At 54.6% G+C, this 26,281-nt stretch carries 23 protein-coding genes and 2 pseudogenes; 7 read left to right on the plus strand and 18 right to left on the minus strand.

From position 1 onward, the window contains the following. Positions 1–324: 324 nt before the first annotated feature. Positions 325–684: a M23 peptidase family protein gene (locus JD108_RS16265; protein WP_198827063.1), complete on the plus strand. Its 360-nt coding sequence runs from the start codon at positions 325–327 to the stop codon at positions 682–684. Positions 685–691: 7 nt separating this feature from the next. On the opposite strand, the gene JD108_RS16270 is transcribed toward JD108_RS16265, so the two are convergent. After that, entirely contained in the window at positions 692–2,188 is a 1,497-nt protein-coding gene (locus JD108_RS16270) for an IS5 family transposase (RefSeq protein ID WP_198827064.1), read from the minus strand. Positions 2,189–2,311: 123 nt separating this feature from the next. On the opposite strand from JD108_RS16270, the gene JD108_RS22615 reads away from it, so the two are divergent. Next, positions 2,312–2,782, plus strand: a complete 471-nt coding sequence (locus JD108_RS22615) for a M23 family metallopeptidase (RefSeq protein WP_198830158.1) — start codon at positions 2,312–2,314, stop codon at positions 2,780–2,782. 36 nt (positions 2,783–2,818) lie between these two features. On the opposite strand, the gene JD108_RS16280 is transcribed toward JD108_RS22615, so the two are convergent. From JD108_RS16280 to JD108_RS16325, 10 genes and pseudogenes are all read right to left on the minus strand, one after another. Further along, positions 2,819–3,340, minus strand: a complete 522-nt coding sequence (locus tag JD108_RS16280) for a DUF4309 domain-containing protein (RefSeq protein WP_228728175.1) — start codon at positions 3,338–3,340, stop codon at positions 2,819–2,821. Positions 3,341–3,517: 177 nt separating this feature from the next. Continuing rightward, positions 3,518–4,320: pseudogene (gene istB, locus JD108_RS16285) on the minus strand (IS21-like element helper ATPase IstB). Then, positions 4,317–5,556 (minus strand): annotated as a pseudogene (istA, locus tag JD108_RS16290) (IS21 family transposase). Before istA ends, istB begins: the two co-directional pseudogenes overlap by 4 nt. 196 nt (positions 5,557–5,752) lie before the next feature. Continuing rightward, positions 5,753–6,835 carry a 3-isopropylmalate dehydrogenase gene (gene leuB, locus JD108_RS16295; protein ID WP_198827065.1) on the minus strand — a complete coding sequence of 361 codons (1,083 nt, stop codon included), beginning with the start codon at positions 6,833–6,835 and terminating at the stop codon, positions 5,753–5,755. A gap of 201 nt (positions 6,836–7,036) precedes the next feature. Then, the gene (locus JD108_RS16300; protein ID WP_198827066.1) at positions 7,037–8,572 is read right to left on the minus strand and encodes a 2-isopropylmalate synthase; all 1,536 of its coding nucleotides are present in this window, start codon (positions 8,570–8,572) and stop codon (positions 7,037–7,039) included. A gap of 61 nt (positions 8,573–8,633) precedes the next feature. After that, positions 8,634–9,623, minus strand: a complete 990-nt coding sequence (gene ilvC, locus JD108_RS16305) for a ketol-acid reductoisomerase (RefSeq protein WP_198827067.1) — start codon at positions 9,621–9,623, stop codon at positions 8,634–8,636. Positions 9,624–9,680: 57 nt separating this feature from the next. Further along, positions 9,681–10,181, minus strand: coding sequence for an acetolactate synthase small subunit (ilvN, locus tag JD108_RS16310; protein WP_198827068.1), 501 nt, complete (start codon positions 10,179–10,181; stop codon positions 9,681–9,683). Further along, positions 10,182–11,918: a biosynthetic-type acetolactate synthase large subunit gene (gene ilvB, locus JD108_RS16315; RefSeq protein WP_198827069.1), complete on the minus strand. Its 1,737-nt coding sequence runs from the start codon at positions 11,916–11,918 to the stop codon at positions 10,182–10,184. It abuts the gene before it with no gap. Between the two features lie 719 nt (positions 11,919–12,637). Then, positions 12,638–13,804: a sulfate adenylyltransferase gene (gene sat / locus JD108_RS16320; protein ID WP_198827070.1), complete on the minus strand. Its 1,167-nt coding sequence runs from the start codon at positions 13,802–13,804 to the stop codon at positions 12,638–12,640. Positions 13,805–13,822: 18 nt separating this feature from the next. Beyond that, a complete protein-coding gene (locus JD108_RS16325) occupies positions 13,823–14,524 on the minus strand; it encodes a phosphoadenylyl-sulfate reductase (RefSeq protein WP_198827071.1) in 702 nt (233 codons plus the stop codon). A 474-nt stretch (positions 14,525–14,998) separates the two neighbouring features. Here JD108_RS16325 and JD108_RS16330 point away from each other — a divergent pair, with 474 nt between their 5' ends. Further along, the gene (locus JD108_RS16330) at positions 14,999–15,679 is read left to right on the plus strand and encodes a hypothetical protein (RefSeq protein ID WP_198827072.1); all 681 of its coding nucleotides are present in this window, start codon (positions 14,999–15,001) and stop codon (positions 15,677–15,679) included. Positions 15,680–15,756: 77 nt separating this feature from the next. On the opposite strand, the gene rplT is transcribed toward JD108_RS16330, so the two are convergent. From rplT to JD108_RS16360, 6 genes are all read right to left on the minus strand, one after another. Continuing rightward, complete coding sequence (rplT, locus tag JD108_RS16335; protein WP_198827073.1) at positions 15,757–16,116, minus strand: 50S ribosomal protein L20; 360 nt, start codon at positions 16,114–16,116, stop codon at positions 15,757–15,759. Between the two features lie 149 nt (positions 16,117–16,265). Further along, the gene (gene rpmI / locus JD108_RS16340) at positions 16,266–16,463 is read right to left on the minus strand and encodes a 50S ribosomal protein L35 (protein ID WP_198827074.1); all 198 of its coding nucleotides are present in this window, start codon (positions 16,461–16,463) and stop codon (positions 16,266–16,268) included. A gap of 54 nt (positions 16,464–16,517) precedes the next feature. After that, on the minus strand, positions 16,518–17,054 hold the full coding sequence (gene infC / locus JD108_RS16345; protein WP_198830160.1) for a translation initiation factor IF-3: 537 nt from the start codon (positions 17,052–17,054) through the stop codon (positions 16,518–16,520). A 221-nt stretch (positions 17,055–17,275) separates the two neighbouring features. After that, the gene (gene moaA, locus JD108_RS16350) at positions 17,276–18,295 is read right to left on the minus strand and encodes a GTP 3',8-cyclase MoaA (protein WP_198827075.1); all 1,020 of its coding nucleotides are present in this window, start codon (positions 18,293–18,295) and stop codon (positions 17,276–17,278) included. 45 nt (positions 18,296–18,340) lie between these two features. Next, positions 18,341–20,263 carry a molybdopterin biosynthesis protein gene (locus JD108_RS16355; protein ID WP_198826986.1) on the minus strand — a complete coding sequence of 641 codons (1,923 nt, stop codon included), beginning with the start codon at positions 20,261–20,263 and terminating at the stop codon, positions 18,341–18,343. A gap of 57 nt (positions 20,264–20,320) precedes the next feature. Next, positions 20,321–21,553, minus strand: coding sequence for a molybdopterin molybdotransferase MoeA (locus JD108_RS16360; protein WP_198827076.1), 1,233 nt, complete (start codon positions 21,551–21,553; stop codon positions 20,321–20,323). Positions 21,554–21,632: 79 nt separating this feature from the next. Between JD108_RS16360 and JD108_RS16365 the strand changes: the two genes are divergently transcribed. Together JD108_RS16365 and JD108_RS16370 are read left to right on the plus strand one after the other, a co-directional pair. Further along, positions 21,633–21,908: a ubiquitin-like small modifier protein 1 gene (locus JD108_RS16365; protein ID WP_198826988.1), complete on the plus strand. Its 276-nt coding sequence runs from the start codon at positions 21,633–21,635 to the stop codon at positions 21,906–21,908. Between the two features lies 1 nt (position 21,909). After that, positions 21,910–22,218: a MoaD-like domain-containing protein gene (locus tag JD108_RS16370; protein WP_198826989.1), complete on the plus strand. Its 309-nt coding sequence runs from the start codon at positions 21,910–21,912 to the stop codon at positions 22,216–22,218. A gap of 94 nt (positions 22,219–22,312) precedes the next feature. Here JD108_RS16370 and JD108_RS16375 read toward each other — a convergent pair whose 3' ends face one another. Then, entirely contained in the window at positions 22,313–24,121 is a 1,809-nt protein-coding gene (locus JD108_RS16375) for an aldehyde ferredoxin oxidoreductase family protein (RefSeq protein WP_198826990.1), read from the minus strand. A gap of 251 nt (positions 24,122–24,372) precedes the next feature. Between JD108_RS16375 and JD108_RS16380 the strand changes: the two genes are divergently transcribed. Together JD108_RS16380 and JD108_RS16385 are read left to right on the plus strand one after the other, a co-directional pair. Beyond that, complete coding sequence (locus JD108_RS16380) at positions 24,373–25,302, plus strand: helix-turn-helix transcriptional regulator (protein WP_198826991.1); 930 nt, start codon at positions 24,373–24,375, stop codon at positions 25,300–25,302. 40 nt (positions 25,303–25,342) lie between these two features. Continuing rightward, positions 25,343–26,278, plus strand: a complete 936-nt coding sequence (locus tag JD108_RS16385; protein WP_228728169.1) for an ABC transporter substrate-binding protein — start codon at positions 25,343–25,345, stop codon at positions 26,276–26,278. The last annotated feature ends 3 nt before the right edge of the window (positions 26,279–26,281 follow it).

Here is a 26,281-nt window from a genome sequence, read left to right on the forward strand (position 1 = left end):
CTCCCCTTATGGTGCAGCTTTGCTGTTGATGTTGTTTTAAAAGTGTCGAAATGTTCCATTAATGATTTAAGTATATTACGAGAACGGGTTCAGTTACAAGGGGCAATGGGGATATTGAAATGTCGTCTTACCGATATGTTATTTTTTTGAGAAGAGGTATGTTTCCATGATACACTCCGCTCTTATACCTGCTGGGAACTATGTCCAAATATTTAAGCTGATCTACATTCAAAGAAAGATTATTTGATAGAAGTATTGAAATATTATAATTAATGGTTATTATTAGTATTAAGTACAAATTATGTAAAAAAGGAGTTGTGAAGTATGAACCGAGTTGCTTTAGGATTGCTAACTGTTTTTTTATCACTTGGTACTTGGGGTGTCGCATTCGCACAACCTGACAATGTAATCGAAGCCCCTTTATCGATTCCAGATGATCCTTACGGAACACTTGGGTGGAGATGGCCAACTACTGGTTATACTATTACCGGAGACTACGGTGAAAGCCGTTTTGATGGTCCACACAAAGGAATAGATATAGGAGTAAAACTCGCACCAGTTTATTCAGTTGCTCGTGGTGAAGTTATTTCAAGTGGAAAATACACAAAAGATCCCATTCTGTATGTAACAGTAAAACAAGATGACAGAGACCCGAATGGAAATAATCTAATTAGGGGCTGCTGAACGGTTTTCAAACTTCAAAAATGTTTCCAAAAGCAGGAATTCTATAGGAAAGAAGACGGTTTAACCAGGAGACAAAAAAATCCCGCAGCCTACGCTCGAGGTTCATCACCAGGAGCTGAAGCGCGATGACGGTTTCACTTGTTTTCGCAAGGCATGCTCGAATACGGCCAAGCCCATACCTGCGCTTGCCCTCACCAAATTTGCCTTCTATGGCGTTGCGTTTTCGTGCATCTTGTCTTGCGACTCGCCGTTGTTCTGTCGCTTCTTCGCCTTGTACGGGACGGCCAAGCGCCGGACCGCTCAAACGAATGCCATGCGCTTTGCAAAATGCCCTGTTTTGCCGGGTGCGATAGATTTGATCGGCAAGTACCGCCTTCGGGTAACAACCAAAGCGTCTCTTGTATGCTTCTACAGATTCGATCAGCGTCACCCCTTCGTTGAAGCTGTCCCATGATAGACGCTCCAGAAAAGCATAACCGTTCACCATGCTGACCGATACTTTGGCGCCAAACTCTACTCGCGCTTTCGCTTTGCCGCGTACGACCGGGCGGACGTGCGGTTGGTGGATGCTCACGATTCGATCTTCGATCTGATGCGTTTTGCGTTCAAACATCATGCGTTGCTGTCGATACAGTTCCTGAATCACAAGCAAGTCGCGATATTGTTTCCGGCTCAAAAGTGTCAGCGGCTGCCGTGAGGCCATGTTGCGGATAATTTGAAGGTTACGTGCTACATACCGGAGTTGCTTGCCGATCGCTCGACGAATCACCTTGCCGTTTGCACGACGCTGTTTGGCCACGGCCAGGTACTCCTTTCGAGCTTTATCCCGATAAGTCCGTGGTTTGCGGGAACGACCAATCTGTGGAGCATGTAACGTATCGATGATCTCCTCCAGTTTCTCACGCGCCTCGTTCAGCAAGTTCAAATCGGTTGGGTACGCCACATCCGCCGGGGCACACGTGGCATCCAGCAACAAGACACCCTGGTTCGGATCTTCTTCGGAAGTTGAGCGACGCTTGGTCGTACGTTTGCCTTTGGATGTTGTACCGGATTTTGGTTCATCGTCATGGTCGGAATCTGGTGTTGATTTGGCGGCCTCGACCGCGATGATCTCGTTGATTTCACGGAGAACTTGCTCGCCCAGACGTTTGCGAAAATGCGTCATGAGCGACGGGTGAAACGGTGGATGATCCTGATAGCCTTCCAACCCGATGAAGTATTGCAGATACGGGTTTTCGACAATCTGCTGGACCGTTTCACGGTCCGACAACTGCAAGCGTTCCTGAATGATGAGGGCACCAAGGGCGACGCGAATCGAAACGGCCTTTTGACCACGAAACGAGTTACGGAAGGACTTGGCGTACTTTCCTTCCGCATACGCCCACGGTACCAACTGAGCCAGCTTTGCCCAACGATTTTCTTTATTCAACTTGCCGCCAAACGGCAAGAAAAAATCATCCGGAAGAAGCAATTGGTTTTCACGATGAGAGACGTATTGGTACATCCAGATCAGCCCCATGTGCAAGGAATTTGAAGGGAAATCGTTGATTTCCTTGCACATGATTTCCACACAAACTAGGAAAAACCCTTGTGGCTACTGGATTTTTAATCTGTTCAGCAGACCCTAATTACAAGATATCTTCACTTGGATAGCTTCTCAGTTAGGAAGTATGATCGTGTTAGCAGGGGACAGCAGATTGGTATTTCCGGAAATACGGGGGCACCGGGAGAAAGTGAGGGTAGAGGTTATCACTTACACTTTGATGTAAACAATGTTAATAATCCAACTCCATCTTACTCACAGACAATTAATCCGGAATATTTTTGGCCAAATATTTTCAACTTTGTAATAACGAGTGAAAGTGACGATAGTCACCATAGTGATCATCTGCATTTTAGTTATGATGATCCAGAGTATTTTATAGATCAAATATTGATTGATTACGTTGGGGAAGACAAGTTTAATGAATGGATGTACAACAGTGCACCTGAAGATAGGACATTGACAAACTTAAAGAAGCATTTTAACATAACAGACAAGAAAATCGAAAAACTAGACAAAGATGCCAAAGATAAGGCCACAAAAGGAAAAAAGTAAGAGATTAAATAAAGCCAGACCACTAATGGCCTGGCTTTATTTAATTCGAAGGGTAATGTATTTTACAGGGCTCTGATCAGTATCAAAAGTAAATATTAATAAATAATTAATTACCTCATATTCTAAAATATAAGTATTATCCCCCGTATCATCTAGTATCGTACGTGAAGGTTTACCTAAAGATTTACTAATCTCATTAGGTTTTCCTGTAATACCAACTATTTTGGGCTCCGCATTAATAAGAACAACTTTACTTTCCTCTTTTATTTCATCAATGGAAGTAGCATAATCCTCAAACTCCAGACTAAAGCCATCATAATACATTGAAAATCCGTACTCCGAATTTCCAGTTCTTATGGGTTTTCCAAAATTATGCACCACCTCCTTTTTACTTGCTCCTATTTCAATCGAAATACCTTCCAAAGCCCCAATTTTAGCCTTTTCTAAAATGTCTACTTTACTAACACTCTCTTCCGTTCCATAACTATGGACACAGCCTAATAACATCGTAAAAAGCAGACTTCCTATACAAAAAAATGCACGATTTTTTTTAAACAATCGAGCCTCCCTCCTCTCCATATAAATATTTTACCATTAAATGGTTATTATTCAATTACATTTTCCAATTATGTACTTTTATACTAGAATTCACTTTCTTGGTGTGAATGATAATGTTTGTATAGTTGCTTTTTCATCATCAGAGATTTAACTTTTTTAGAACTGTCAACGCCGGAATTAATTTGACCCACTAGCGCCGGGATAATTTTGACCCACCTGAGCGCCTGGCGTCGAATAGATTCCGGTTATCAGTTTTTCCTTTAGTCGGTAGCTGTTCCCTCTGATGTTTACGACGTGGGAGTGATGCAATAAGCGATCAAGAACAGCTGTTGCAAGAACGGGATCACCCATGAGTTCGCCCCACTCGCCGAAGCTCTTATTACTAGTCAGAATCATTCTTCCTTTCTCGTAGCGTACACAAACCAACTGAAAAAACAGGTTTGCAGCAAGCGGATCGAGGGGGAGGTAGCCCACCTCATCCACGATGAGGATGCGTGGACGGAGATATACCCTCAATCGCTTATCCAGGCGATTCTCTTCGTAAGCTTTCCGCAAATCGCCCACGAGCTGTGCGAGTGAGACAAAATAGACAGGTAATCCTTGTCCTATGGCCTCCATGGCAATGGCACCGCTAAATGCGTTTTCCCCACGCCAGGAGGACCGAGAATCAGCACATTTTCTTGCCTCCCGACGAACGTCAGCGCCGCCAATTCACGTATCAGTCGCTCATCAATCCCCGGTTGAAAGGAGAAGTCAAACTCGTTCAGCGTGCGCCGATAAGGCAGGTGGGACAGCTTCATGCGAACTTCAACATTTCGGCGCTGGCGCTCCTGAATTTCAGCATCCAGCAGTTCATTGAGGAAAGAGAGATACGTGCTTTGGCTGCGACTGGCGGCTTCCAGCTTGGCATCGAGGGATTGGGCCGCTTGGCCCAATCCGAGCTCCTCTAAACGGTGGCGCGCTTGTTCGAGCTCGATCATGCGCCCACCTCCACAAGACGCTCATACACGTCCAACGGACGCACTTCTACGTCTTGAACAGGAATTTGAACGCCTTGCGGCTTTGGATAAGCATATCCCTGAGCCGTACTCAGATTCGCGTATTGGTTCTCACACATCACTAGCCTTCGGGATTGGTACTGCTTCTCGTGCCGGGCGATGAGCTGCTTCTCGCAGTATATTTCGACGAATCCGTTTATCTCTCGTACCTTTGCTTCACGTCCGCTATACCGCCATGGAACGCCATAACGAACGCCGTCGTAGCTCACAAATCCATCACGGCTTACTTTCCGCGGTTCCAATCGGTACTTTGCCCATCGTTCCGGAGACGGAAGCATACCGAGCTTCTCTTGGGCCAAGCGATCGATCGGTCTTTCCCCAGTTGTACCGTGGATACGACGGTTTTGCTCATCGCACCAGTGTCTGGCTTGGCGATTTAGGTCACCAAGATCGGTGAATGATCGCCCTGGCATGAAGTTCTGCTCGATGAACTGAACGCTTCTTTCGACCTTTCCTTTCGTTTGGGGACGTCGTACGCGACAAACCTTGGGGATCAAGCCGATAGCCGCAGCAAAATCTTCAAACAACGGATGCCATCTCGGCTTTCGATCATCGCCCATGCCGAGAATAACAGTTTTCATCTGGTCGGTCAGCATCGTCTTCTGTACGCCGCTGAAGTATTCCAGGGCGTTCATCAAACACTGTAAGAAACTGTGGATGTCGCAGCGTTTCGTAAATTCGATATACATGGCGCGAGAATAACCCAGCACCATGGCAAAGACAGGGATTTTACGCACCCTCACCGTTCAAATCAACGTACTCGCATATCTTCCAGTCCACTTGCGCTTGCTGCCCAGCTTTTGTCTCGTATCGCTGTACATCCGGTGCTTGTTTGGGAGGGCGATAGGGCTTCACATAATCCTTGATGATCGTGATTCCCCCTGTGTATCCAAGCTCCTTTAGGAGACGATACAGCACCTCACAATTGAATATCCCCTTGGCCATGTATTGATCCAATTGGGACTTGTATGGATCAAGTTTTGAAGGTCTTTTTTTGCGGGGACGGGTCGCAGGGATTCCATCGGCTCGAAGATATTTGCGAATCGTATTTCTTGAAAAACCCGTTTCCCGCGTGATTTCACGTATGCTCTTGCCGGTTGCTTGCAGTTCATGTAATCCAATCACAGCCCACTCCTTAGCATATTTCCTCCTCTCCAAATATCTTGGCCGATATTTTCGAGGAGATATATTCTACAGGGGTGGGTCATTTTCATTCCGGCGAAGATGGGTCAATTATATCCTGGCGGTGACATGAACGTATATTCTTCTTCCAACAAGGTACTCGCTCCCCCAAAAAAACCTGTTTGCACTTCGGCACAGTCGGCCTCGCAAACAGGGTTCTCGTTTGTATTTCTTATTGAGCGGACAATGCTTCGCAGACCAGTCGGCCCATCTCTTTTGTTCCAATGGCTTTGCTGCGGTCGGCCGCGATATCGCCTGTGCGATGGCCTGCCTCGAGGACGGACCAGACGGCACGCTCCACAGCGTCAGCCGCTTCATCCATGCCAAAGGAGAGACGGAGCATCATCGCGGCGGACAGAATCGTCGCCAGTGGGTTGGCGATTCCCTGTCCTGCGATGTCGGGTGCCGAGCCGTGGACCGGTTCGTACAGTCCAAAGCTGCCCTCGGCGAGACTTGCCGATGCCAGCATGCCGATGGAGCCCGTCAGCATCGCAGCCTGATCGCTCAGGATGTCGCCAAACATATTTTCCGTCACAATCACGTCGAATTGCTTCGGCGCACGTACCAATTGCATCGCGCAAGCATCCACGAGCATGTGGGAGAGTTCGACATCCGGGTAATCGGCGGCGACGCGCTCCGCTACTTTGCGCCAGAGGCGGGAGCTTTCCAGCACATTCGCCTTGTCGACCGAGACGAGGCGCTTTTGCCGCTTCCGCGCGACATCGAAGCCGACACGGATGATCCGTTCGATCTCCTGTTCATTGTAGATGCACTGATCCTCGGCTACCTCGCCGTTTGGCCCTTCGTAGCGCTTTTTCTCTCCGAAGTAAATTCCCCCGGTCAGTTCGCGAACGACGATCAGATCTACGCCGGATACCACCTCCGGCTTGAGCGACGAAGCCTCGACCATCGATTCATGCATCGTCGCGGGCCGGATGTTGGCAAACAGGCCCAGCTCTTTGCGAATGCCGAGCAGTCCCGTTTCCGGGCGAAGATGTCCGGGATTTTGATCCCATTTGGGACCGCCCACAGCACCCAGCATCACGGCATCTGCTTCTTTTGCGATCGAGATGGTCTCTTGCGGCAGCGGAGTACCATCGGTGTCAATCGCGATGCCGCCAATGCGACCATATTTGTATTCAAACGTAACTCCTTCGCGTTCCCCGACCAGGGAGAGAACGTTGACCGCTTCCTCCATGATCTCCGGACCGATTCCATCTCCTGGGAGAACGGCGATGCGATAGGTTTTTTTCATCTTCATCCCGCTTTTCATTCGATATGTTTTAGACAGTATGGGTTATCTCTATAGAGGCTGTGATGTGCAGTTTTTCTTTGTCTGCCTGCTCCTATCCAACCTGCTCTTTTCCGTACATAAAATGGTCTCTTCCACTCTATCCGCTTCGCCCAATCCGCCTCACTCTACGCGGGCGGATTGGCAAAGCTGCCTTCTTATTGGCTAGTTGGTCGCTCCCACCAAGACTTCTCCCCGGCGTTCGAGGATCTTGTTGATCGCCCGCACGTAGGCGATCGCGCTGGCTTCGAGCACATCCGTGCTGACTCCGCGGCCCGTTACGGTCAATTCTCCTTGCTGCAGGCGGACGAACACTTCGCCAAGCGCATCCTGTCCTTGTGTAACCGACAGGATCTTGTAATCGGTGAGGGTCACCTCTTCGCCCGTCGCCCGGTCGATCGCTTTGTAGATCGAGTCGACCGAACCGTTTCCGCATGCCGCTTCCTCGCATACCTCGCCGTCCGCCCGCACCAGGCGCACACTGGCAGTCGGAACGGAGAGGTTTCCGTAGCTGAGCTGCACGGACTCCAGACGGTACATTTCTGCGCCGCGCACCATTTTGGCATCGACCAGTGCCAGAATGTCATCGTCGCTGATCTCTTTCTTCTTGTCGCACAATTCCTTGAAGGCGGCAAAGGCAGTGTCCACTTCTTCCTGCTCCAGATGATAGCCCAGCTCCACCAGCTTTTCTTTGAAAGCGTGGCGGCCGGAGTGTTTGCCCAGCACCAGCTTGTTGGATTTGAAGCCGACGGATTCCGGACGGATGATTTCGTAGGTGGTCACTTCTTTCAGCACACCGTCCTGGTGAATGCCCGATTCATGGGCAAAGGCGTTGGCTCCCACGACCGCCTTGTTGCCTGGGACGATCATCCCGGTCAGGCGGCTGACCAGTTGGCTGGTCCGGGCGATTTCCTTCAGCTGCAGCTTGGTCGTCGCTTGATAGAAGTCTTTACGGGTTTCCAGCGCCAAAGCCACTTCCTCCAGCGCGGCGTTGCCGGCACGCTCGCCGATCCCGTTGATCGTGCCTTCCACCTGTGTTGCCCCTGCCTCGACGGCGGCCAGGCTGTTGGCTACCGCCATCCCCAGGTCGTCGTGGCAGTGACAGCTGAGGCGGATGCCTTCGACGCCGGGTACACGCTTCCGCATTTCACGGAAGATGTCACCGTACTGTTGCGGAGTCATATATCCCACCGTATCCGGCAGGTTGACCGTAGTCGCCCCTGCCTTGATGACGGCTTCTACCACTTCTGCCAGGAAATCGATCTCGGTCCGCGCAGCATCCTCAGCGGAGAACTGCACTTCGGAAAAATACTTCTTGGCGTATTTGACGGCTTCGACTGCCTTTTCCACTACCTGTTCCTTCGACATCCGCAGCTTGTGCTGGCGATGGATCGGGGATGTTGCCAAAAAGACGTGGAGGCAAGCGTTTTGTGCATGACGCAGCGCTTCGTATGCCGCATCCATGTCACTCTTGACGGAGCGTGCAAGACTGACAATCGTGGAATTCTTCACACGTCTCGCCACTTCGGCCACGGACTTTTGATCGCCCGGGGAAGCAGCGGCAAAGCCCGCCTCGATTCGCGTTACGCCCAGCTTCTCTAGTTGTAGGGCGATCTCCACCTTTTCGTTCGTGCTGATGTTGACGCCCGGAGACTGTTCCCCGTCGCGCAGTGTCGTATCAAAAATCTCAATGGTCCGCATGAACTCTCCACCTCCACTATTTCCTCTGTAATTCTCGTATTTTTTGCCGTTTTATTTCTTCTTATTTATTGATCCAGGACATCATGCCGCGCAGTTTTTCACCCACTTGCTCGATTGGATGCTCGGCTTCCATGCGGCGGCGAGCGTTGAAGCCAGGGCGGTTTGCCTGGTTTTCCAGGATCCAGTTGCGTGCAAAGGTACCGTCTTGGATTTCAGCCAGCACTTTCTTCATTTCTTTGCGGGTCTCTTCCGTGATGATGCGGCGGCCTGTGCTGTAATCGCCGTATTCAGCCGTGTCGCTGATGGAGTAGCGCATGCGTGCCATGCCGCCTTCGTACATCAGGTCGACGATCAGCTTCAGCTCGTGCAAGCACTCGAAGTAGGCGATTTCCGGCGCGTAGCCTGCTTCTGTCAGCGTGTCGAAGCCTGCTTTTACCAGCTCGGTCACACCGCCGCAGAGAACCGCTTGCTCACCGAAGAGGTCTGTTTCGGTCTCTTCGCGGAACGTAGTTTCCAGAACGCCTGCGCGGGTGTTGCCGATGCCGCTCGCATAAGCCAGCGCTGTTTCTTTTGCTTTGCCGGTAGCATCCTGGTAGATCGCGATCAGGCCAGGTACGCCAAAGCCTTCTTGGTACACGCGGCGAACGAGGTGGCCCGGGCTCTTCGGAGCGACCATGATCACGTCTACGTTAGCCGGCGGCACGATTTGGCCGAAGTGTACGTTGAAACCGTGGGAGAAGCTGAGGGTCGCGCCCGCTTTCAGGTTGGGAGCAATCTCGTTTTCGTATACTTTCGCTTGACGCTCATCCGGCATCAGGATTTGAACGACGTCGGCACGGCTGGTAGCCTCAGCTACGCTCATCACTTCAAAACCGTCTTTTGCCGCTTGCTCCCAGGATTTCCCTTCGCGCAGACCTACGATTACTTGGTAGCCGCTGTCACGCAGGTTTTGTGCTTGCGCGTGGCCTTGGCTGCCGTATCCGATGATTGCGATTGTTTTTCCTCGCAGCGCTTCTTTGTTTACGTCTTTTTCATAGTACATAGTTACCATTTGTGTAGCCTCCCTAAAAATGTTTAGTTAGAATCATTATTCTGAATATAACCAGTGTTACACGCTGGCCGGTACAGGCACCACACTGCGGGCCATCGCCATCGAACCGGTACGGGTCACTTCGATGATGCCGTACGTCTCCAAAAGTACCAGGAGAGCGTCGATTTTCTCGGTGTCGCCCGTCACCTGAACGATCAGCGAATTGGGGCCGACATCGACGATAGTGGCGCGGAATGGCTCTACGATCGCATTCAGCTCGGCCAGCTGGCTTGGACTGGCACTTACTTTGATCAGCGCAAGCTCCCTCGAGACGAAAGCATTTTCGCTCAGGTTGGTCACGGTAATCACGTCAATTAATTTATAGAGTTGCTTCATTAATTGATCGATCTTTTGTTCGTCTCCCCCTGTGGTGATGATCATCCGGGAGAGCCCGGGCTCTTCGCTGCCACCGACGGTAATGCTGTCGATGTTGAAGCCGCGTTGGCCAAACAGGGTGGCGACGCGTGTCAGGACGCCGGGTTGGTCATTGACGAGGATCGCAATCGTATGTCGCTGCATCTATTCGTCCCCCAATACCATTTGATCTAATGTGTTTCCTGCGGCTACCATCGGGTAGACGTTCTCTCCCTGGGCGACGCGGAAATCCACTACCACGGGACCGTCATGCTGGAGCGCTTCTGCCCACACCGCTTTGGCTTCCTCCGGCGTCGATGCCCGAAGGCCCTTCACGCCGTACGCCTCGGACAGCTTGACAAAATCCGGGCTGCAGGTGAGGTCAATCTCGCTGTAACGGTTGTCGTAGAACAGCTCCTGCCACTGGCGAACCATCCCCAGGCACTGGTTGTTGATGATGGCTACCTTGACCGGCACCTTGTACTGGGAGAGAATCGCCAGCTCCTGGTTGGTCATCTGGAAGCCGCCATCCCCTACGACGGCGATTACCGTGCGGTCAGGGTGTGCGATTTGCGCGCCGATGGCTGCCGGGAACCCGAAGCCCATCGTGCCGAGGCCGCCGGAAGAGATGAAGGAGCGGGTGTGCTTGAATTTGTAGTACTGTGCCGCCCACATCTGATGCTGACCGACGTCCGTCGTGATGATCGCCTCTCCGTCGGTGGATTCGTACAAGAGTTCAATAACCTCTTGCGGCTTCAGCACTTGATCCTCTTTTTTGTAGCTGTACGGATACTCCGCTTGCCACTTTTTCAGTTGCGCGATCCACTCCTCGGAGTCGCAGCGGGATACCAGCGGCAGCGCTTTTTCCAGCGTGCTCTTCACATCCCCGGTCACCTTGATGGCCGTCTCGACGTTTTTGCCCAGCTCGGCAGGATCGATGTCGACATGAACGATGCGCGCTTTGGGAGCGAATTCTTTCGTCCGTCCCATCGTGATCCGGTCGTCGAAACGGGCGCCGAGTCCGATGACACAGTCTGCATTGAGCAGCGCTTGGTTGGCTGTGTAGTTGCCGTGCATCCCCGGCATTCCCAGCGAGAGCTCATGCACGCCCGGGAAGCCGCCCAGCCCCATAAAGGTGTTGATTACCGGGATGCGCGCCGCTTCTGCGAAGGCCCGCAGCTCTTTATCCGCGCCGGACGAGATGATGCCGCCGCCCGCCATGATGACTGGCCGCTTCGCTTCCGAAATGACCTGGACAAATTTCTGAACCTCTTCGTCACTGGGTACCACGGTGGATTTGTAGGCGCGAATCTCGACTTTCTCCGGATAGTGGAACGGGGCCACCGCATTGCTCACGTCTTTCGGGATGTCGATCAGTACGGGTCCCGGCCGGCCCGTCGTCGCGATGTGGAACGCTTCTTTGACGATCCGCGGAAGATCTCTGACATCGCGCACAAAGTAGCTGTGCTTGGTGATGGGAATCGTGATCCCCGTGATGTTGGCCTCCTGGAAGGCGTCCGTCCCGATCAGTGATTGCGGGACGTTGCCGGTGATGCACACCAGCGGGACCGAGTCCATCTGGGCAGTGGCGATTCCTGTTACCAGGTTGGTCGCGCCCGGTCCGGAGGTCGCAATGACGACGCCCGGTTTTCCGGTAGCTCTGGCGTACCCGTCAGCAGCGTGAATCGCCCCTTGTTCGTGGCGAGTCAGGATGTGTTTGAAATAGCTGCCGTACAGAGAGTCGTAAATGGGCAGAACCGCACCGCCCGGATACCCAAAAATGTATTCGACTTGCTCCAAGATCAGACAGCGCAGAAGCGTTTCCGCCCCTGTCACCTCTTCACCGAATTTGACTGGCGGCAAACCATTCTTTCCTTGCAATTCGGCGATTTGTACACTCATCTTTCTCTCCTCCTCCCACGGTCTCTTCATGTATTGAAAAAACCTATTGGCTAATAGAAAAACCCTTTCGCCCCGACACGGTTTTCTTGTTCCATGTCTGTTTGGGGCGAAAGGGTTCGCGGTACCACCCAACTTCATCGGCGCCTCGCGGTCTGCCGATCTCAGCCAGTCGATTGTGACTGCGACACGATAACGGGTGTCAATCGGCCCAGCCTACTAGCCGCTTTGGCGGAAGCGACTTTCAGTCGGGCGGCTCGAAGGCGAGCAGTGTCCCACTTTCTTTACCCAGTTCTCAGCAACCTGGGCTCTCTGTTAAAAGAAGAGGCGGGCACCATCCTTGTCATGGCCGGTTTAAAGCAATATTTTTAATATTTTATTTTTGTCTGAAAACTAAAGTGTTATGTCTGATTATAGCCACGTCCTTATGGGGTGTCAACGAGATAAAAAACATTTTGCAAGACTTTCGGCCGAACGAATGATCAGTCAAAAAGGGCGTTGCCTTGCTGTTTTTCGATGTAAGCGGATTCACAGATGCTCGCAAAAAGGATTGGCCAGTACCTTCTGTTGCATGGCGCAAGAGGCTTGTTTCCGGGAAAAACGGCTCCCTCAGCCCCGGGACGGCCGCAGGGGAAAATGAGAAAACCGGACGCCTCGCCCGTTCCACTCGTCTGATGGGATAAAAAATAGCCCGGTCTAACCGGGCTATTGACTTGGCGGCGCTACACCTGTGCACCGTTTTTGGCGGACATGCCCTTGATCAGCACACGGGCTACCTCCGGCCTTGAAAATTCCGGGGGCGGGGTCACTCCTTCCCTGAGCATTTCCCTCACCTTTGTGCCTGAGAGGGTGACATGCATATCCGGCGGATGGGGGCAGGTCTTGCTCGTCGCCATGCCGTGGCATACGGTGCAATAAAAGCTGTGCTCAAAAAAGAGCAGCTGGATGCCCAGCTCGCCGGGGGCAAATTCGGAAAAGATATGCTGCGAATCGTACGTCCCGTAGTAATCGCCGACGCCGGCGTGATCCCGCCCGACGATAAAGTGGGTGCAGCCGTAATTTTTCCGCACCAAGGCGTGGAATACCGCTTCCCGCGGGCCCGCGTATCGCATCGCTGCCGGAAAGGCCCCCAAAAAGACGCGCTCCGGCGGGTAGTAATGGGCCAAGAGCACCTGGTAACTCTCCATCCGCACCTCAGCCGGCACGTCATCCGCTTTGGTCTCACCCATCAGCGGATTCAGAAAAAGTCCATCCACGATTTCCAATGCCGTTTTTTGGATGTATTCATGCGCCCGGTGCACCGGATTGCGGGTCTGGAAGCCGACGATTGTCTTCCAGCCTCTCTGTTTAAAAATCTCCCGGGTCTGGGCAGGCGAATAGTAGGTGTCGGAAAAGCGCTCCGGAATCGGCCTTTTGTAGACGGTCACCGGGCCGCCTACATAGAGGTCCGGCTTTTCGAACAGCTTTTTCACCCCCGGATGCTCCCGGTCGCTGGTCCGAAAGACATGCAGCGCCTCCCGCATTTTATCCGGCTTGTAGATGCTTTCCACGCGAAGAGAGGCATACAGGGTGCCGTCCTCCCCGGCCAGCAGCACCTCCTCCCCGATCTTGAGATCGCCATGCTTTTTCTCGTCCACCGCGAGCGTGACGGGCAGCGGCCAGACCGTGCCGTCCTTCAGGCGCATCGTCTCCACGACAGCGTGATAGTCCGCTTCGCCGAGAAATCCGGCAAGCGGAGAAAAGGCTCCAATCCCCAGACAATCGATATCCGACAACGTCCAGCGGTCCACGGTGATCAGCCTATGCGATTTCGCTCTGGACGCTTTCTCCCCGCCAGCCGCCAGGCGATTGACCAGAACACCGCCATGAGGCAAGATGCCGTATGTCAACTCAATCCCTCCCTGCCTTCATTTGTGCAAGCCGCACTCGGTCTTGGCAAAGCCGCTCCAGCGTCCTGCGCGCGGATCCTCTCCCGGCTTCACCGGACGCGTGCACACGCTGCAGCCGATGCTGGGGTAATGCTGATCATGCAAGGGATTGTAAATGACATCATGCGCCCGGATATAGGACCATACCTGTTCCATCGTCCAGTCCGCCAGCGGATTCAGCTTGACCAACTGAAATTTCTCATCCCACTCTACTTTTTTGGCATGGGCCCGGGTAGGCGCCTGCTCCCGGCGAATCCCCGTAATCCATGCGCTATATGTGGAAAGAATGTCTGCCAACGGTTCCACTTTGCGGAGCTGGCAGCAGAGATTCGGTTCAATCTCCCAAAGCTGGTCGCCGTATTGGGCCGCTTGTTCCTCCAGGCTGAGCTTCGGCAGCACTTGAATGAATGACATGCCGTAGCGCTCCTGCAGACGATCCCTGGTCATCAAGGTCTCCGGAAAATGCTTGCCTGTATCCAGATAGAAGATGGGGGTGTCAGGAGCCAGCTTGTGAAGCATGTCGATCAGGACCACATCCTCAGCGCCAAAGCTGGATGCCAGCACGATCTTTGTGCCAAATTGTTCAATACCCCAGGCAATTACATCCTGCGGCTGCTTGGTTTCCAGCCGATAAGCGGCCAAATTCAGCTCATCGCTGGAAAACCTCAGGTGATCAGTCATGCGGGTACTCTCCCTTCCTGCTAGGCTTTCCCCCACATCATATGAAGAACGGCGGCAAGTGGATATTCGTCCCGACAAACAATTCAATATGGAGAGGTCAGGGTACTCCCGCAAAAAAGCCGCACAGACGATGGGCAGGTCTGCGCGGCTCCGTTTATTTACTGATCCGAATCTCCTTTATCGGGAGGGGCAAAGAAGTAGACGCCCGGTGACTGGGCTGCTTCCGGAGAGGCGGCAGATGCCGCAGCCGCCACCGGGTCCCCCTCCGAACTCACCGGGAAACCGTCTGGCGATGCCGCCCCATCGGAGGTTGGCGACGAGACAGCCAGCGATGCCGGGGAGGATCAGAAAAAGATAGAGGTCAAGCTCGACGCCCAGCTCACCGTCCACGAAAATGATCTGGTCATCAAAGGGACCACCGATCTGTTGCCGGGGGCGATCCTGAGGGCCGAAGTCACTGCGAAGAGATACGATATGTACGGGTATAAGGGAGAAGCCGTGGTAGGCGAAGACGGCAGCTTTGAGCTGACCGTAAAAAAACCAAAGGTCAAACATACGATGGACGTTAAGCTGTACTTTTCGCTCAGCGGGCAAAGCGACCGCCACAAAGAGATGTACGGACCCGGCGGCGAGAAGTTCGATGGCCCCTTTGTCTATCAGGACAGCAACTTTGCAGAGGTGTGGAATTACCTCGGCTATCACTTTTATGTAGACCCGGCTTCCCCCGTAAATACCACGGTCTCCTACGAGACGCCTGTGTGGGATAGGCCGGCAGATTACGGCGAGCCGCTCGTCTGGCTAAAACCGGCGGTGACGAAGGATGACGAGTTTGTCTATATCAAGGTGAAGAGCAATCTGCTAGAAGGTACAAGCGTGACGGGCGATATCGAGCTGCCCGGCACGACGCACTACGGCTACAATGACCGCACGCAGGTATTGCCCGACGGCTCCTTTACGCTGCAATTTCCCCATCCGAAAAATAGCAAAGAATACGACTATCGCATCGAGGTGATTCCTGAAAACCCTCCCTGGCCGACCGTCAGAGATGCCTACGGCCCCAACGGGGAAAAGTTTGCAGGCGAGCTGGTCAAAGAGAAGGAGTTGACGAGCCGGACGGTCAAGTTCCTGGAGCTGAAGGTGAAGATTACGGAGTAGGTACAATTTTACAGATTTCTGCCCATCAAAAAAACCGGTCTTCCCTTGAGAGGAAGGCCGGTTTTTTACGTACGTTCTTACGCGTTCAGTTTGCTTTTTGCTACAGCAGCCAACTCGTTGAATGCTACTTTGTCATTCACAGCCAGGTCAGCCAGCATTTTGCGGTTTACTTCTACGCCCGCTACTTTCAGGCCGTGCATCAGACGGCTGTAGGACAGACCGTTCATGCGAGCTTGCGCGTTGATACGAGTGATCCACAGTTTGCGGAAATCACGTTTTTTGTTGCGACGGTCGCGATACGCATACATCAGGGATTTCATTACCTGTGCGTTCGCGGATTTAAACAGGCGATGCTTGGAACCGAAGTATCCTTTCGCCAGCTTCAGGATTTTTTTATGACGACGGCGTGCGATAATGCCACCTTTTACTCTTGGCATACTAAACTCCTCCTGATATTCCAGCATGGCGGCCAGATGCATTCGGCAGCGCGCAGAGGCCGCAAACCGGACCTGCTTACGCATCCGCTGCAAGGGCACTTAGGGAGCACATGCTGAGAAAAGTGTTTGTTGGGTCAAAAAACGGTTGATTACAAGTACGTTACCAGTTGCTCGATGCGTTTTTGGTCGCCTTTGGATACCAAAGCGCCTTTGCGCAGGTGGCGCTTCGCTTTGGTGGACTTGTTGGCGAACAAGTGGCTGGTGTAGGCGTGATCACGCTTCAGTTGACCAGTGCCAGTCTTTTTGAAACGTTTTGCAGCGCCTTTATGAGTTTTCATTTTCGGCATAGTGGTGAATCCTCCTGTCCTAGACTGCAGTTTTGAGGCGGCGTGGCCCCAATTTTACTTTTCCGCTTTCGGCACCATAATCATGATCATGCTGCGTCCTTCGATCTTTGGCTTGCGCTCTGGAGCTGCAATGTCCTCGCAAAGGCTGGCGACACGTTCCAAGACTTGTTGCCCGATCTCGGAGTGAGTGATTTCACGTCCACGGAAGCGGATGGAGCACTTGACCTTGTGCTGGTCTTCCAAAAACTTGCGGACGTTGCGAAGCTTCGTTTGAAAATCGTGTTCCTCGATATTGGAAGAAAAGCGAACTTCTTTCAATTCGATGATTTTCTGGTTCCGGCGAGCTTCCTTCTCCTTTTTCGCCTGTTCGTACTTGAACTTGCCGTAGTCCATGATGCGACATACCGGCGGCTTGGCTGTAGGAGCTACGTTTACCAGGTCAAGATCGGCTTCCTGCGCGATGCGCAGCGCTTCTTTAATAGGCACGACTCCAAGCTGGCTCCCGTCAGATCCAATCAATCGGACTTCACGGGCACGAATCGCTTCGTTCACTATCAGTTGATCCTTGCTAATACTTGCCACCTCCGTCATTTTCGAGAAGGAACAAAAATGTGCGAACGCCAACGCGCCCGCACATATCTCACCTAGCAAATACAACAGATTCACAGATTGCTTTGCGAGTGACCTGTCAACAGTCCAAGGACGTCGAACCAGGTGAGAAGCTGGGCGCTCCTGCTTTTTCTCGAAGGTATAAGTGTTTATACTCCACTAATCATACCGGGTGATCTCCATCTTGTCAAGGGGTACGAACCTCATCCACCGATATGGGACATTTCCACCTTGGTCCGCTGGGAGATGCCCGGCGTATGCTTCAGCCTCTCCTCCGAATACCGGTCATCGCGGCGGGTCCAGATGGCGCTGATCTTCTCGCGCAGCTCTTCGTCGCTCATCCCCGCGCGCAGCGGGTCACGCAGATCTTCTCCCTCAGAGGCGAACAGGCAGTTGTACATGCGCCCCTCTGCCGACAAGCGGGCCCTGGTACAAGTGGAACAAAACGCCTGCGTCACAGAAGAGATCAGACCGATTTCCTGCTCCGTACCGGCATAGCGGTAGCGGGAAGCGACCTCGCCGTAATAATTGGGATTCACTGGTTCCAGCGGCATCTCGGCGTGAATCATCCGGATGATTTCCCGCGACGGGACCACCTGATCCAGCTTCCAGCCGTTGCTGTTGCCCACATCCATGAATTCGATGAAGCGGAGGATATGCCCTTTTTCCCGAAAATAGCGGGCCATCGGCAGGATGTCCTGGTCGTTGACACCGCGCTGCACGACCATATTGATCTTGACGCCAAGTCCGGCGGCGGCGGCGGCTTCGATCCCCTCCAGGATCTGCTCCACCCGGTAGCCCCTGCCGTTGATCCGCCCGAAGCGCTCATCGTCCAAGCTGTCCAGGCTCACGGTCACCCGGTCCAGTCCGGCCGCTTTCAGCTCTTCGGCGTGCCTCGCAAGCAGAGAGCCGTTCGTGGTCATCGCGATATCCCGGACGCCGTCCACTTGGCGAATCATGCGGATCAGGTCGGCCAGATTCCGCCGCATCAAAGGCTCGCCGCCGGTGATGCGGATTTTTTCCACGCCCAGCGAAGTAAAGATTCCGGTCAATCTCGTAATTTCTTCAAAGGAAAGCAGCTTGTGCTGCGGCAAAAACGGATAGTCCGGCCCGAATATTTCGGCGGGCATGCAATATTGGCAGCGAAAATTGCATTTGTCTGTCACAGAGATGCGCAAATCACGGAGAGGACGTTTTTGTGAATCAAACACTTGCTTTTCCATCGCTGACCACTCCTTTTTTCCCCGATGCTTCCGCTGGCCAACCGATCAAACCGGCCAGGGATGGGGCGACAAATATAGAATACTGCCTGAATCTCGACAATGATAGCCCCCCAGCCGCTCTACTTCCTGGGCAAACTGCGGGGAGCGGATGCATTCCAGCAGCTGCTCTCCTTCCCGGCTGCGGAAAAACGAGCCGCGCATCAACAGATCATACCGCTCTTCGGCGACAGGAATGAAATCCAGATTCATCGCCTTGGCCGCGGAGTAGATGCCCAGTCCGACATCTGCCGTACCGCCTGCTACCGCGGCAGCGACGCTCAAATGAGAGACGGCCTCGCGTGTATAGCCGTAGATCGCTTCCCTGTCGATGCCCTCCTGCCCCAGCAGGTAATCGAGCAAAAGCCGGGTCCCTGCGCCCCGCTGCCGATTGATGTAGGTGACGCCGGGCTGGGCCAAATCCGCAACCGTCCTGATCCCCAGCGGATTGCCTTTTTTCACGATCCAGCCCTGCTGGCGGTAGACCAGCTGCACGAGCGCCACATCCTGGCCGCGAAGGTATTTCTCCACAAACGGCTGATTGTAGGTGCCGCTGCTCTCATCAAACAGATGGATGCCGGCGATATGGGCCTCGCCTTTTTGAATCGCCATGATTCCGCCCATGCTCCCGACGTGGGAAGAGACGAGGAAGCGGTCGGGACGGGACTTACGGAGCAGCATATCCAGCACGTCCATCGTCAGGTCATGGCTGCCGGTCGCCACGATCGTATGGTGAATCTGCTCCAGCGGGCGGTACAGTTCGATCTGAGCCGTCTCTCCCTGCTCGTAGCCCAGATGGCCGGGCGGGATGCGCAATAGGCCGTCCGCCCGAACCATCGACATCGTGACGCCCGCTGCGCGGGTCAGGGGATTGGCAATGTATTTTCCATCAATGCAGCCGACGGTCATGCGGATAAAATCCTCTGCGCCCATGACGGAGACGATGCGCCTGCCGATGGTCGCTTCGATCCGCGGCCGCTCCGGCTCCATGCTTCCATAATAATGGTGAATGAGCGAACGGGCAAACCATTCCAGATTTAAGTAGGCGGAGACTGGGTAGCCCGGCAGGCCGATCACCGGCTTGCCCTCGACGATGCCGACGACCACCGGCTTGCCGGGGCGGGTCGCAACGCCGTGAGTGAGCACCTCTCCCAGCTCTTCCACCACGTGGACGGTAAAATCCTCCCGTCCCGCGGATGATCCGGCATTGAGGAGCACCAGGTCGGCCTCCTGCACGGCTTCCCGCAGCGCCTCGCGGATCAGGGCGTAGTCGTCCGCTACGATGCCGCGCAGGATCGGCTCTGCTCCCCACTCCCGCAAGTATGCGGCAAAGACGGTGCCGTTAAACTCGATAATCTCCCCTTCGGCCACATGCTCCGACGGCGGGATCAGCTCCGAACCGGTGGGAATGATGACGACCCTCGGCTTCCGGAAGACAGGCACGCTCACGATGCCTCCCGCCAGCAGCGCTCCCAGATCGACCGGACGCAGCTTGTGCCTCGCGGGGACGATGACCTCGCCGACGACGACATCCTCGCCGATCGGGCGAATATGCTGCCAGGGAGCTGCCGCCTCCAGGATTTCGATCGTCTCCTCGTCTACCTGATGCACATGCTCGATCATGATCACGGCGTCAAACCCATCCGGGATCGGATCGCCCGTGTCTACCTCTATATAATCCTCGCCCCGCTTCAGATGAACCGGATGCTGCTCATGCGCCGCGTAGGTTTTCTCCGCTTTGACAGCGATGCCGTCCATCGCGGAAGCGTGGTAGTTGGGCATGGAGACTTTGGCGTAGATCGGCTCAGCCGTGACCCGACCCAGGGCCTCGGCCGTGGGAATCACTTCGGTTTTGGGTGAAAAATGAACCCGCTGTTTGATTTTCTCCTGCGCTTCTCCGAGCGGGGTATCTTCCAAGTAGATTTTCCGCATGCTTTCCTCCTGCGAATGTTTTCTATCATGGGTGGTTGACAGGGGATTGGATGGCGTTTATTGGATCAGGTATACCTTCACCGTCTCGCCTTCCAGCACACCCTCTTTATTCTCGGGGATCTCCGCGATTCCCTCGCTCTCCACCAGCGTAGAGATCAACCCCGACTTGCCGAAGACGGGGATCGCCCACAAGCCGTCTGCCCGCTCCTCCAGCTTGACCCGGATGTAGTCGGTCCGCCCTACTGCCGAAGCGACGTTGCGCGACAGCTTGGCAGACAGCCGCACATCCGTCTGGCGGGCGCGGACTCCCTGCAGTCTCTCCAATAGCGGAACTGCCAACAGCTGAAACATGATCTGCGCGGATACGGGGTGGCCGGGCAAGCCCATCACCGGCTTGTCACCCGCCTTGGCGAGAATCGTCGGCTTGCCCGGCTTGGTGGCGACACCGTGCACGAGGACGCCGGGCTCTCCCAGTGACTGCATCACTTGCACCGTAAAATCTCTCGTGCCCACCGAACTGCCCCCGGACAGGATGAGAACATCCACTTGGTCAAACAGCTCCCGTGCCCTTGCGGCAAACAGCTCGTAATCATCCCGGACGATGCCCCCCTGGATGACGATGGCGCCGTGCTGCCGGGCGATGGCGCCGACAGTCACGCTGTTGATATCCCGCACTTCACCGGGCGCCAGTTCTTTTTTCTCCGTCGGCACGACTTCATCGCCGGTGGAGAGGATCCCGATCGTGGGCCGGGGAAATACCTGCACCTCTGTTCTGCCGATGGCGGACAAGACGCCCAAATCCTGCGGACGCAGCCGGTGGCCGGCCGACATGACCAGTTCCCCGCGCTCCACATCATCCCCGGCGCGGATGACATTCTCGCCGGGCGCGACCTGCCGGTACACATTTAACAGCTCGCCGATCTCTTCGACATGCTCAATCATCACCACGCTGTCCGCGCCTGCCGGAAGCATGCCGCCCGTGGGAATGGCCTGAGCCTGTCCCTCCTTCAGTAGCACCTGTGCCGCCCGCCCCATTTCGATCCGACTGGTAATGTCCAGAAAGGCGGGCAAGGAATCGGAGGCCCCGTAGGTATCCTGCGCCCTCACGGCAAAGCCGTCTACGGTCGAACGGGCAAAATGGGGAACCTGCTCGCCGGAGATCACGTCTTCCGCCAGCACCATGCCGCATGCCTCGGTGATCGGCAGCTTGATCGGAGGGCGGAAGGGATGGAATTGTTCGGCGATGATGGACAAGGTTTCAGAGACGGTTTTTACTTTGAAAAATTTCATGTCTGCCTCCCTCTTTTTCAGTATGCAGCTTGCTCACTACTTCGACTATAATAAGTAAGAAAAAGGAGAAAATTCCGATATGAGAGTAAAGGTATTTGCCAATTTCCGTGAAATCTGCGATGCCAAGTCGGTGGAAGTGCCTACGGATAACGGAAATCGGGTCATCGACATTCTTGAGACGCTGATCCGTATGTATCCTGCGTTGGAAGATGAGGTCTTCACACCGGAGCGAACACTCAAACCATTCGTACACGTCTTCCTCAACGGACGCAACGTCATTCACGCTGAGGGGCTGGAGACAGAAGTGCAGGAAGATGATCAGTTTGCGCTGTTCCCTCCTGTGGCAGGAGGCTGACATGATCGAAGAAACACTGGAGCTGCGCGGCATTCCCCTCTCCCATCTGGTCACGTATCTCATCGAGTGCGGCGGCGCGCCTCCTGGAGATGCTGCCGTAGATCGGGCCGGTAAAGCGCTCAGCGATACGCTCCCTCTCACCATCAGAGGCGAGGGCTGGGAGGCGGACGTGCTGCGGGAGGAGACAGTCAGCATCACCTCCCGCTTTCACGTCCAGGCTGTGTTTATCCGCTTTCGGGCGGAAGAAGAGGAGCGCCTGGCCCCCGTGCTCAAGCAATTTCGCGTAAAAGTGCTTCGCGTCGGAGGCTGACCGCCCGCAGCCACTCTGCCGGTAAACGATCGAAACAAGAAGCAAAAGAGCGGGAAAAAGGTGGATGAGGTCTCCACCTTTTTTTCGTTGGCATTTACGCGATGCCGAGCTCTTTCAGTTTTTCCTCCGGCACGACGCCATCTACCCAGCCGCGCACCTGGTAATATTCATCCAGCATGATATCCATCCGGCTGACGTGTCCAGCGCTGTTGCCGGTCGCCGCCTCTTCCGTAAAGCGCTTCGGCAGGTAGTCGTCTTCCCGCTTGTCAAAGCCAGCCAGATTGTTGTAGTGGCGCTCCAGATTGTAGATGCGCTCGCCGATTTTCATGACGTCATCGGCTGTAACCGGCACGCCCGTCATGGCGGAATACTGCTCCGCGTAGTTCTCGGCGTTTTCCGAGAAGGAGGAGAATTTGCAGATATTCATCGAATCGGAGAACGCCAAGAGGTCTTGGAATACCTTCAGCAGCTCGCCTTTTCCTTCTGGCTGCAGGCGGTCGGTCGGCATCGGAATGCCCGCGATCTCGCTCGCGACCGTATAGCCGCGCAAATGGCAGGCTCCCCGGTTGCTGGTGGCATAGCCCAGCCCGATGCCTTGGATGCCGCGCGGATCGTAGGCCGGAATCGCTTGCCCCTTGACGACCATGGCCAGATTTTCGTCGCCGAAATACTTGGCCGCGCGCGCTGTTCCCTCGGCGAGAACATCGCCGATGCCCCGGCGGAAGACGAGCATCTCGGTCAGTTCGATCATCCGGTCGGCATCGCCCCAATCGATCCGCTCCTCGGTCAAGCCGCGCTCATAGGCCTCCATCATACAGGAGAGCGTATTTCCGAGCTCGATCGTATCCATCCCGTGCTCGTTGCAGAGATTGATGATGTAGGAGATGGCCGCCGCATCACCCAGTCCGCAGTTTGCCCCGAGCGCCCAGCCGGACTCGTACTCAAAACTTTCGACGCGGGTCTTGTACTTGCCTTCCTTCACTTCCACTTCCTTTTTGCAGGCTACCGGACAAGCGTGGCAGGTGTTGTCCGCAACCAGCAGAGTGGCATTGACCGTCTCGCCGCTGTGGCCCTCGGCTCCCTCCCAGTGCGAGAACTTGGAGTTCATCGCGGGAAGTGCGCCCACTTCGTTGATGATATTGGTGAGGACGTTGGTGCCGTAGACAGAGAGGCCGCCTTTTTTCGGTGCCGTCAGGCCGCCTTCCATAATCGCCTTGAGCGCTTTCTGGTTGGCTTGTTTATACTCTTCATCCTGCGCTGGCGTCGGCATGTTCCCTTTTTGCGCCGCCTTGATTACGATCGCTTTCAGCTTTTTGCTGCCTGCGACCGCCCCAGTGCCGCCCCGGCCGGCAGCCCGGTCATTCTCGTTCATAAAGCCCGCGTAGCGAATCAGATTTTCTCCCGCTTGTCCGATGCAGATCACACTCAGGTCTTCTTTGCCGTAGCGCTCCTGCATGGCTTTGACCGTCGCGCGGGTACCCTGTCCCCAGAGGTCGCTGGCGTCACGCAACTCGCCCTGGCCGTTTTCGATGTAGAGGTAAACCGGGCGATCGCTCTTTCCTTTGATAATGACGTTGTCGATGCCGGCCCACTTCAGCCGCGCTGCCGACCATCCGCCCATGTGCGAGTCCGTCACGGTGTTGGTCAGCGGAGATTTGGTCACCATGCAGAGGCGGCCGCTCATCGCCGAACGGGAGCCCGTCACCGGTCCCGTCATGACACAGAGGATGTTCTCTTCGGAAAACGGTTCCACCTGCGGCCCGTTGTCGTAGACGTATTTCACTCCCAGCCCGCGGCCGCCGATATACTTCTTGGCCAATTCCTCATTGATTTCCCGATAATCAACGGCTCCGGAGGAGAGATCGACCAAAATTTCGCGGTTTTTAAAACCTCCCAGGTTCATCGCGTACGTCCCCCTTTTTCCCATATTGTTGAATTCAAACAATATTCACCTAGTTCGACTTTTATGTGGGATCTCCTCCCGCTAGACCTGCAATGCATCGGCAAAATTATAAATTTTTCGATTATTTTTTCGGTCGAATCTCTTGCCAATCGAATCCTTCCTCAAGTATGTTAGTTTTAACCAAATCATGCCAAACGATTCCCAACAAAACCAAACGAAACCAAATTATGCGGATGAAAAGGGGGGGTGTCATGGAAAGGGCGTACCTGACACCGGAGGAGGTCGCTTCGGTATTAAAACTGTCCAAGTACACGGTCTATGAAATGATCAAGCGAAAGGAGCTGCCCGCAGCTAAAATTGGACGAGCCCTCCGCATTCTTCGCGCCGATCTGGACCAATTCATGCGCCAGCACAAATCGACGCAAGATGTTTCGGCTCCGATTCGCAGCGGCGCCGTCCCGCCTGACAGCGGGAAAACGCAGCTGGAAATCTACTTTGCCGGCAGCCATGATCTTTCGCTCGACCTGCTCAGCCGGGCCCTGGGAAAGCGGGGGATCACGCTGTTTCCGGCCTATTCCGGAAGCATGGACGGACTGATCGAGCTGTACAAGGGGCGGGTCGATATGGCGGGCTGTCATCTGCTGGATCAGATGACGGGCGAGTACAATCTGCCGTATATCCGTTCGATGCTGCCCAATGAGCAAGTGGCTGTCGTCAATCTGGTCAGCCGTTGGCAGGGCTTTATCGTGCCGACGGGCAATCCGCGGCTGATTACCAGCTGGGAGGAGTTCCTGTCGGGCCGGCATCGCATCGTCAATCGTCAGCGCGGCTCGGGGACGCGGGTCTTGCTCGACTTCAAGCTCCGGCAAGCGGGCCTCTCTGCCGAGAGCATTCCCGGCTACGAGCGAGAGGTGAGCACCCATTACGAGCTCGCCTCGGCCGTGCTGCGCGGAGAAGCCGACGCCGCGCTGGGGATCGAGAGCGCCGCCAGAGGGCTGGGGCTAGATTTTTACCCGGTGCAGGAGGAGCGCTACGATCTGGTGATCCCGGCCAGACTGCTAAACCAGGAGCGCTTTCGCGTATTTCTGGAGGTGCTCCGCGATCCGGCTTTCAAGCAGCAAGTAGTGGCTCTCGGCGGCTACGGGATCGCTTCCACCGGAAAAATCATCGACCGCACGTGAGGATATTCTTTTCAAGCTGATTTCAAAGGAGATGAGTGAGATGCATCGCAACCGTTCCCTGTTTACCTGTATGGTGATTCTCTTGAGCTTGTTTCTCGCCGCCTGTTCGACGGCATCGGTCGGCCCCGCAGCCACCTCCCCCTCCGCTCAGGGCAACGCACCCCAGTCTGCTGCTGCGGGAGAGGCGCCGCCGACAGGTGACGCCAATCCATCCGCGCAAACCGGCGCGAACGCATCATCAGCCGGCCAGGAGATCGTCCTGGCGACCACGACCAGCACGCAGGACTCCGGCTTGCTGGATGCCCTGCTGCCGCATTTTGAGCAAAGTACCGGGATCAAGGTAAAAGTGATTGCGGTCGGCACCGGCCAGGCAATCAAACTGGGAGAAGACGGCAATGCGGATGTCGTCCTCGTCCATTCGCGCAAGGCGGAAGACGAATTCGTCTCCAAAGGCTTCGGGATCAATGCCCACGATGTCATGTACAACCAGTTTTACATCGTCGGTCCCGAGCAGGATCCGGCGGGAGTCAAATCCGCCAAAAAAGCTGCCGAGGCCTTCGCCGCCATCGCTCGGAGCCAGGCGCTGTTCATCTCTCGCGGCGACGATTCCGGCACGGACAAAAAAGAGAAGAGCATCTGGAAAGAGGCGGGGATCACGCCTGAGGGCGACTGGTATCTCTCCTCGGGCCAGGGAATGGGCGCTACCCTGCAAATGGCGGATGAAAAAGGCGCCTATACCCTGACGGATGAAGCCACCTTTCTGTCGCGGAAAATGAATCTGCAGGTCCTCATGCAGGGGGACCAATCGCTTTTGAACCCGTACGGCATCATCCAGGTCAAATCGACGGCAAAGCCGGCAGAAGCGGAAAAGCTGATCCAGTTCTTCGTCGGAGCGGAGGGGCAGAAACGAATCGGCGAGTTTGGCGTGGACAAATACGGCAAAGGGCTGTTTGTCCCTGCGGCACAGAAGCGCTAGGAG

The organism is Brevibacillus composti, assembly GCF_016406105.1.
Lineage (GTDB): Bacteria > Bacillota > Bacilli > Brevibacillales > Brevibacillaceae > Brevibacillus > Brevibacillus composti.

What these genes read in the sequence shown, in the direction of transcription:
- JD108_RS16265 (WP_198827063.1), top strand. Translation starts at nt 325, where the DNA reads ATGAACCGAGTTGCTTTAGGATTGCTAACTGTTTTTTTATCACTTGGT.
- JD108_RS16270 (WP_198827064.1), bottom strand. Translation starts at nt 2,188, where the DNA reads ATGTACCAATACGTCTCTCATCGTGAAAACCAATTGCTTCTTCCGGAT.
- leuB (WP_198827065.1), bottom strand. Translation starts at nt 6,835, where the DNA reads ATGAAAAAAACCTATCGCATCGCCGTTCTCCCAGGAGATGGAATCGGT.
- JD108_RS16300 (WP_198827066.1), bottom strand. Translation starts at nt 8,572, where the DNA reads ATGCGGACCATTGAGATTTTTGATACGACACTGCGCGACGGGGAACAG.
- ilvC (WP_198827067.1), bottom strand. Translation starts at nt 9,623, where the DNA reads ATGGTAACTATGTACTATGAAAAAGACGTAAACAAAGAAGCGCTGCGA.
- ilvN (WP_198827068.1), bottom strand. Translation starts at nt 10,181, where the DNA reads ATGCAGCGACATACGATTGCGATCCTCGTCAATGACCAACCCGGCGTC.
- ilvB (WP_198827069.1), bottom strand. Translation starts at nt 11,918, where the DNA reads ATGAGTGTACAAATCGCCGAATTGCAAGGAAAGAATGGTTTGCCGCCA.
- JD108_RS16325 (WP_198827071.1), bottom strand. Translation starts at nt 14,524, where the DNA reads ATGACTGATCACCTGAGGTTTTCCAGCGATGAGCTGAATTTGGCCGCT.
- JD108_RS16330 (WP_198827072.1), top strand. Translation starts at nt 14,999, where the DNA reads ATGTACGGGTATAAGGGAGAAGCCGTGGTAGGCGAAGACGGCAGCTTT.
- rplT (WP_198827073.1), bottom strand. Translation starts at nt 16,116, where the DNA reads ATGCCAAGAGTAAAAGGTGGCATTATCGCACGCCGTCGTCATAAAAAA.
- rpmI (WP_198827074.1), bottom strand. Translation starts at nt 16,463, where the DNA reads ATGCCGAAAATGAAAACTCATAAAGGCGCTGCAAAACGTTTCAAAAAG.
- infC (WP_198830160.1), bottom strand. Translation starts at nt 17,054, where the DNA reads ATGACGGAGGTGGCAAGTATTAGCAAGGATCAACTGATAGTGAACGAA.
- moaA (WP_198827075.1), bottom strand. Translation starts at nt 18,295, where the DNA reads ATGGAAAAGCAAGTGTTTGATTCACAAAAACGTCCTCTCCGTGATTTG.
- JD108_RS16355 (WP_198826986.1), bottom strand. Translation starts at nt 20,263, where the DNA reads ATGCGGAAAATCTACTTGGAAGATACCCCGCTCGGAGAAGCGCAGGAG.
- JD108_RS16360 (WP_198827076.1), bottom strand. Translation starts at nt 21,553, where the DNA reads ATGAAATTTTTCAAAGTAAAAACCGTCTCTGAAACCTTGTCCATCATC.
- JD108_RS16365 (WP_198826988.1), top strand. Translation starts at nt 21,633, where the DNA reads ATGAGAGTAAAGGTATTTGCCAATTTCCGTGAAATCTGCGATGCCAAG.
- JD108_RS16370 (WP_198826989.1), top strand. Translation starts at nt 21,910, where the DNA reads ATGATCGAAGAAACACTGGAGCTGCGCGGCATTCCCCTCTCCCATCTG.
- JD108_RS16375 (WP_198826990.1), bottom strand. Translation starts at nt 24,121, where the DNA reads ATGAACCTGGGAGGTTTTAAAAACCGCGAAATTTTGGTCGATCTCTCC.
- JD108_RS16380 (WP_198826991.1), top strand. Translation starts at nt 24,373, where the DNA reads ATGGAAAGGGCGTACCTGACACCGGAGGAGGTCGCTTCGGTATTAAAA.
- JD108_RS16385 (WP_228728169.1), top strand. Translation starts at nt 25,343, where the DNA reads ATGCATCGCAACCGTTCCCTGTTTACCTGTATGGTGATTCTCTTGAGC.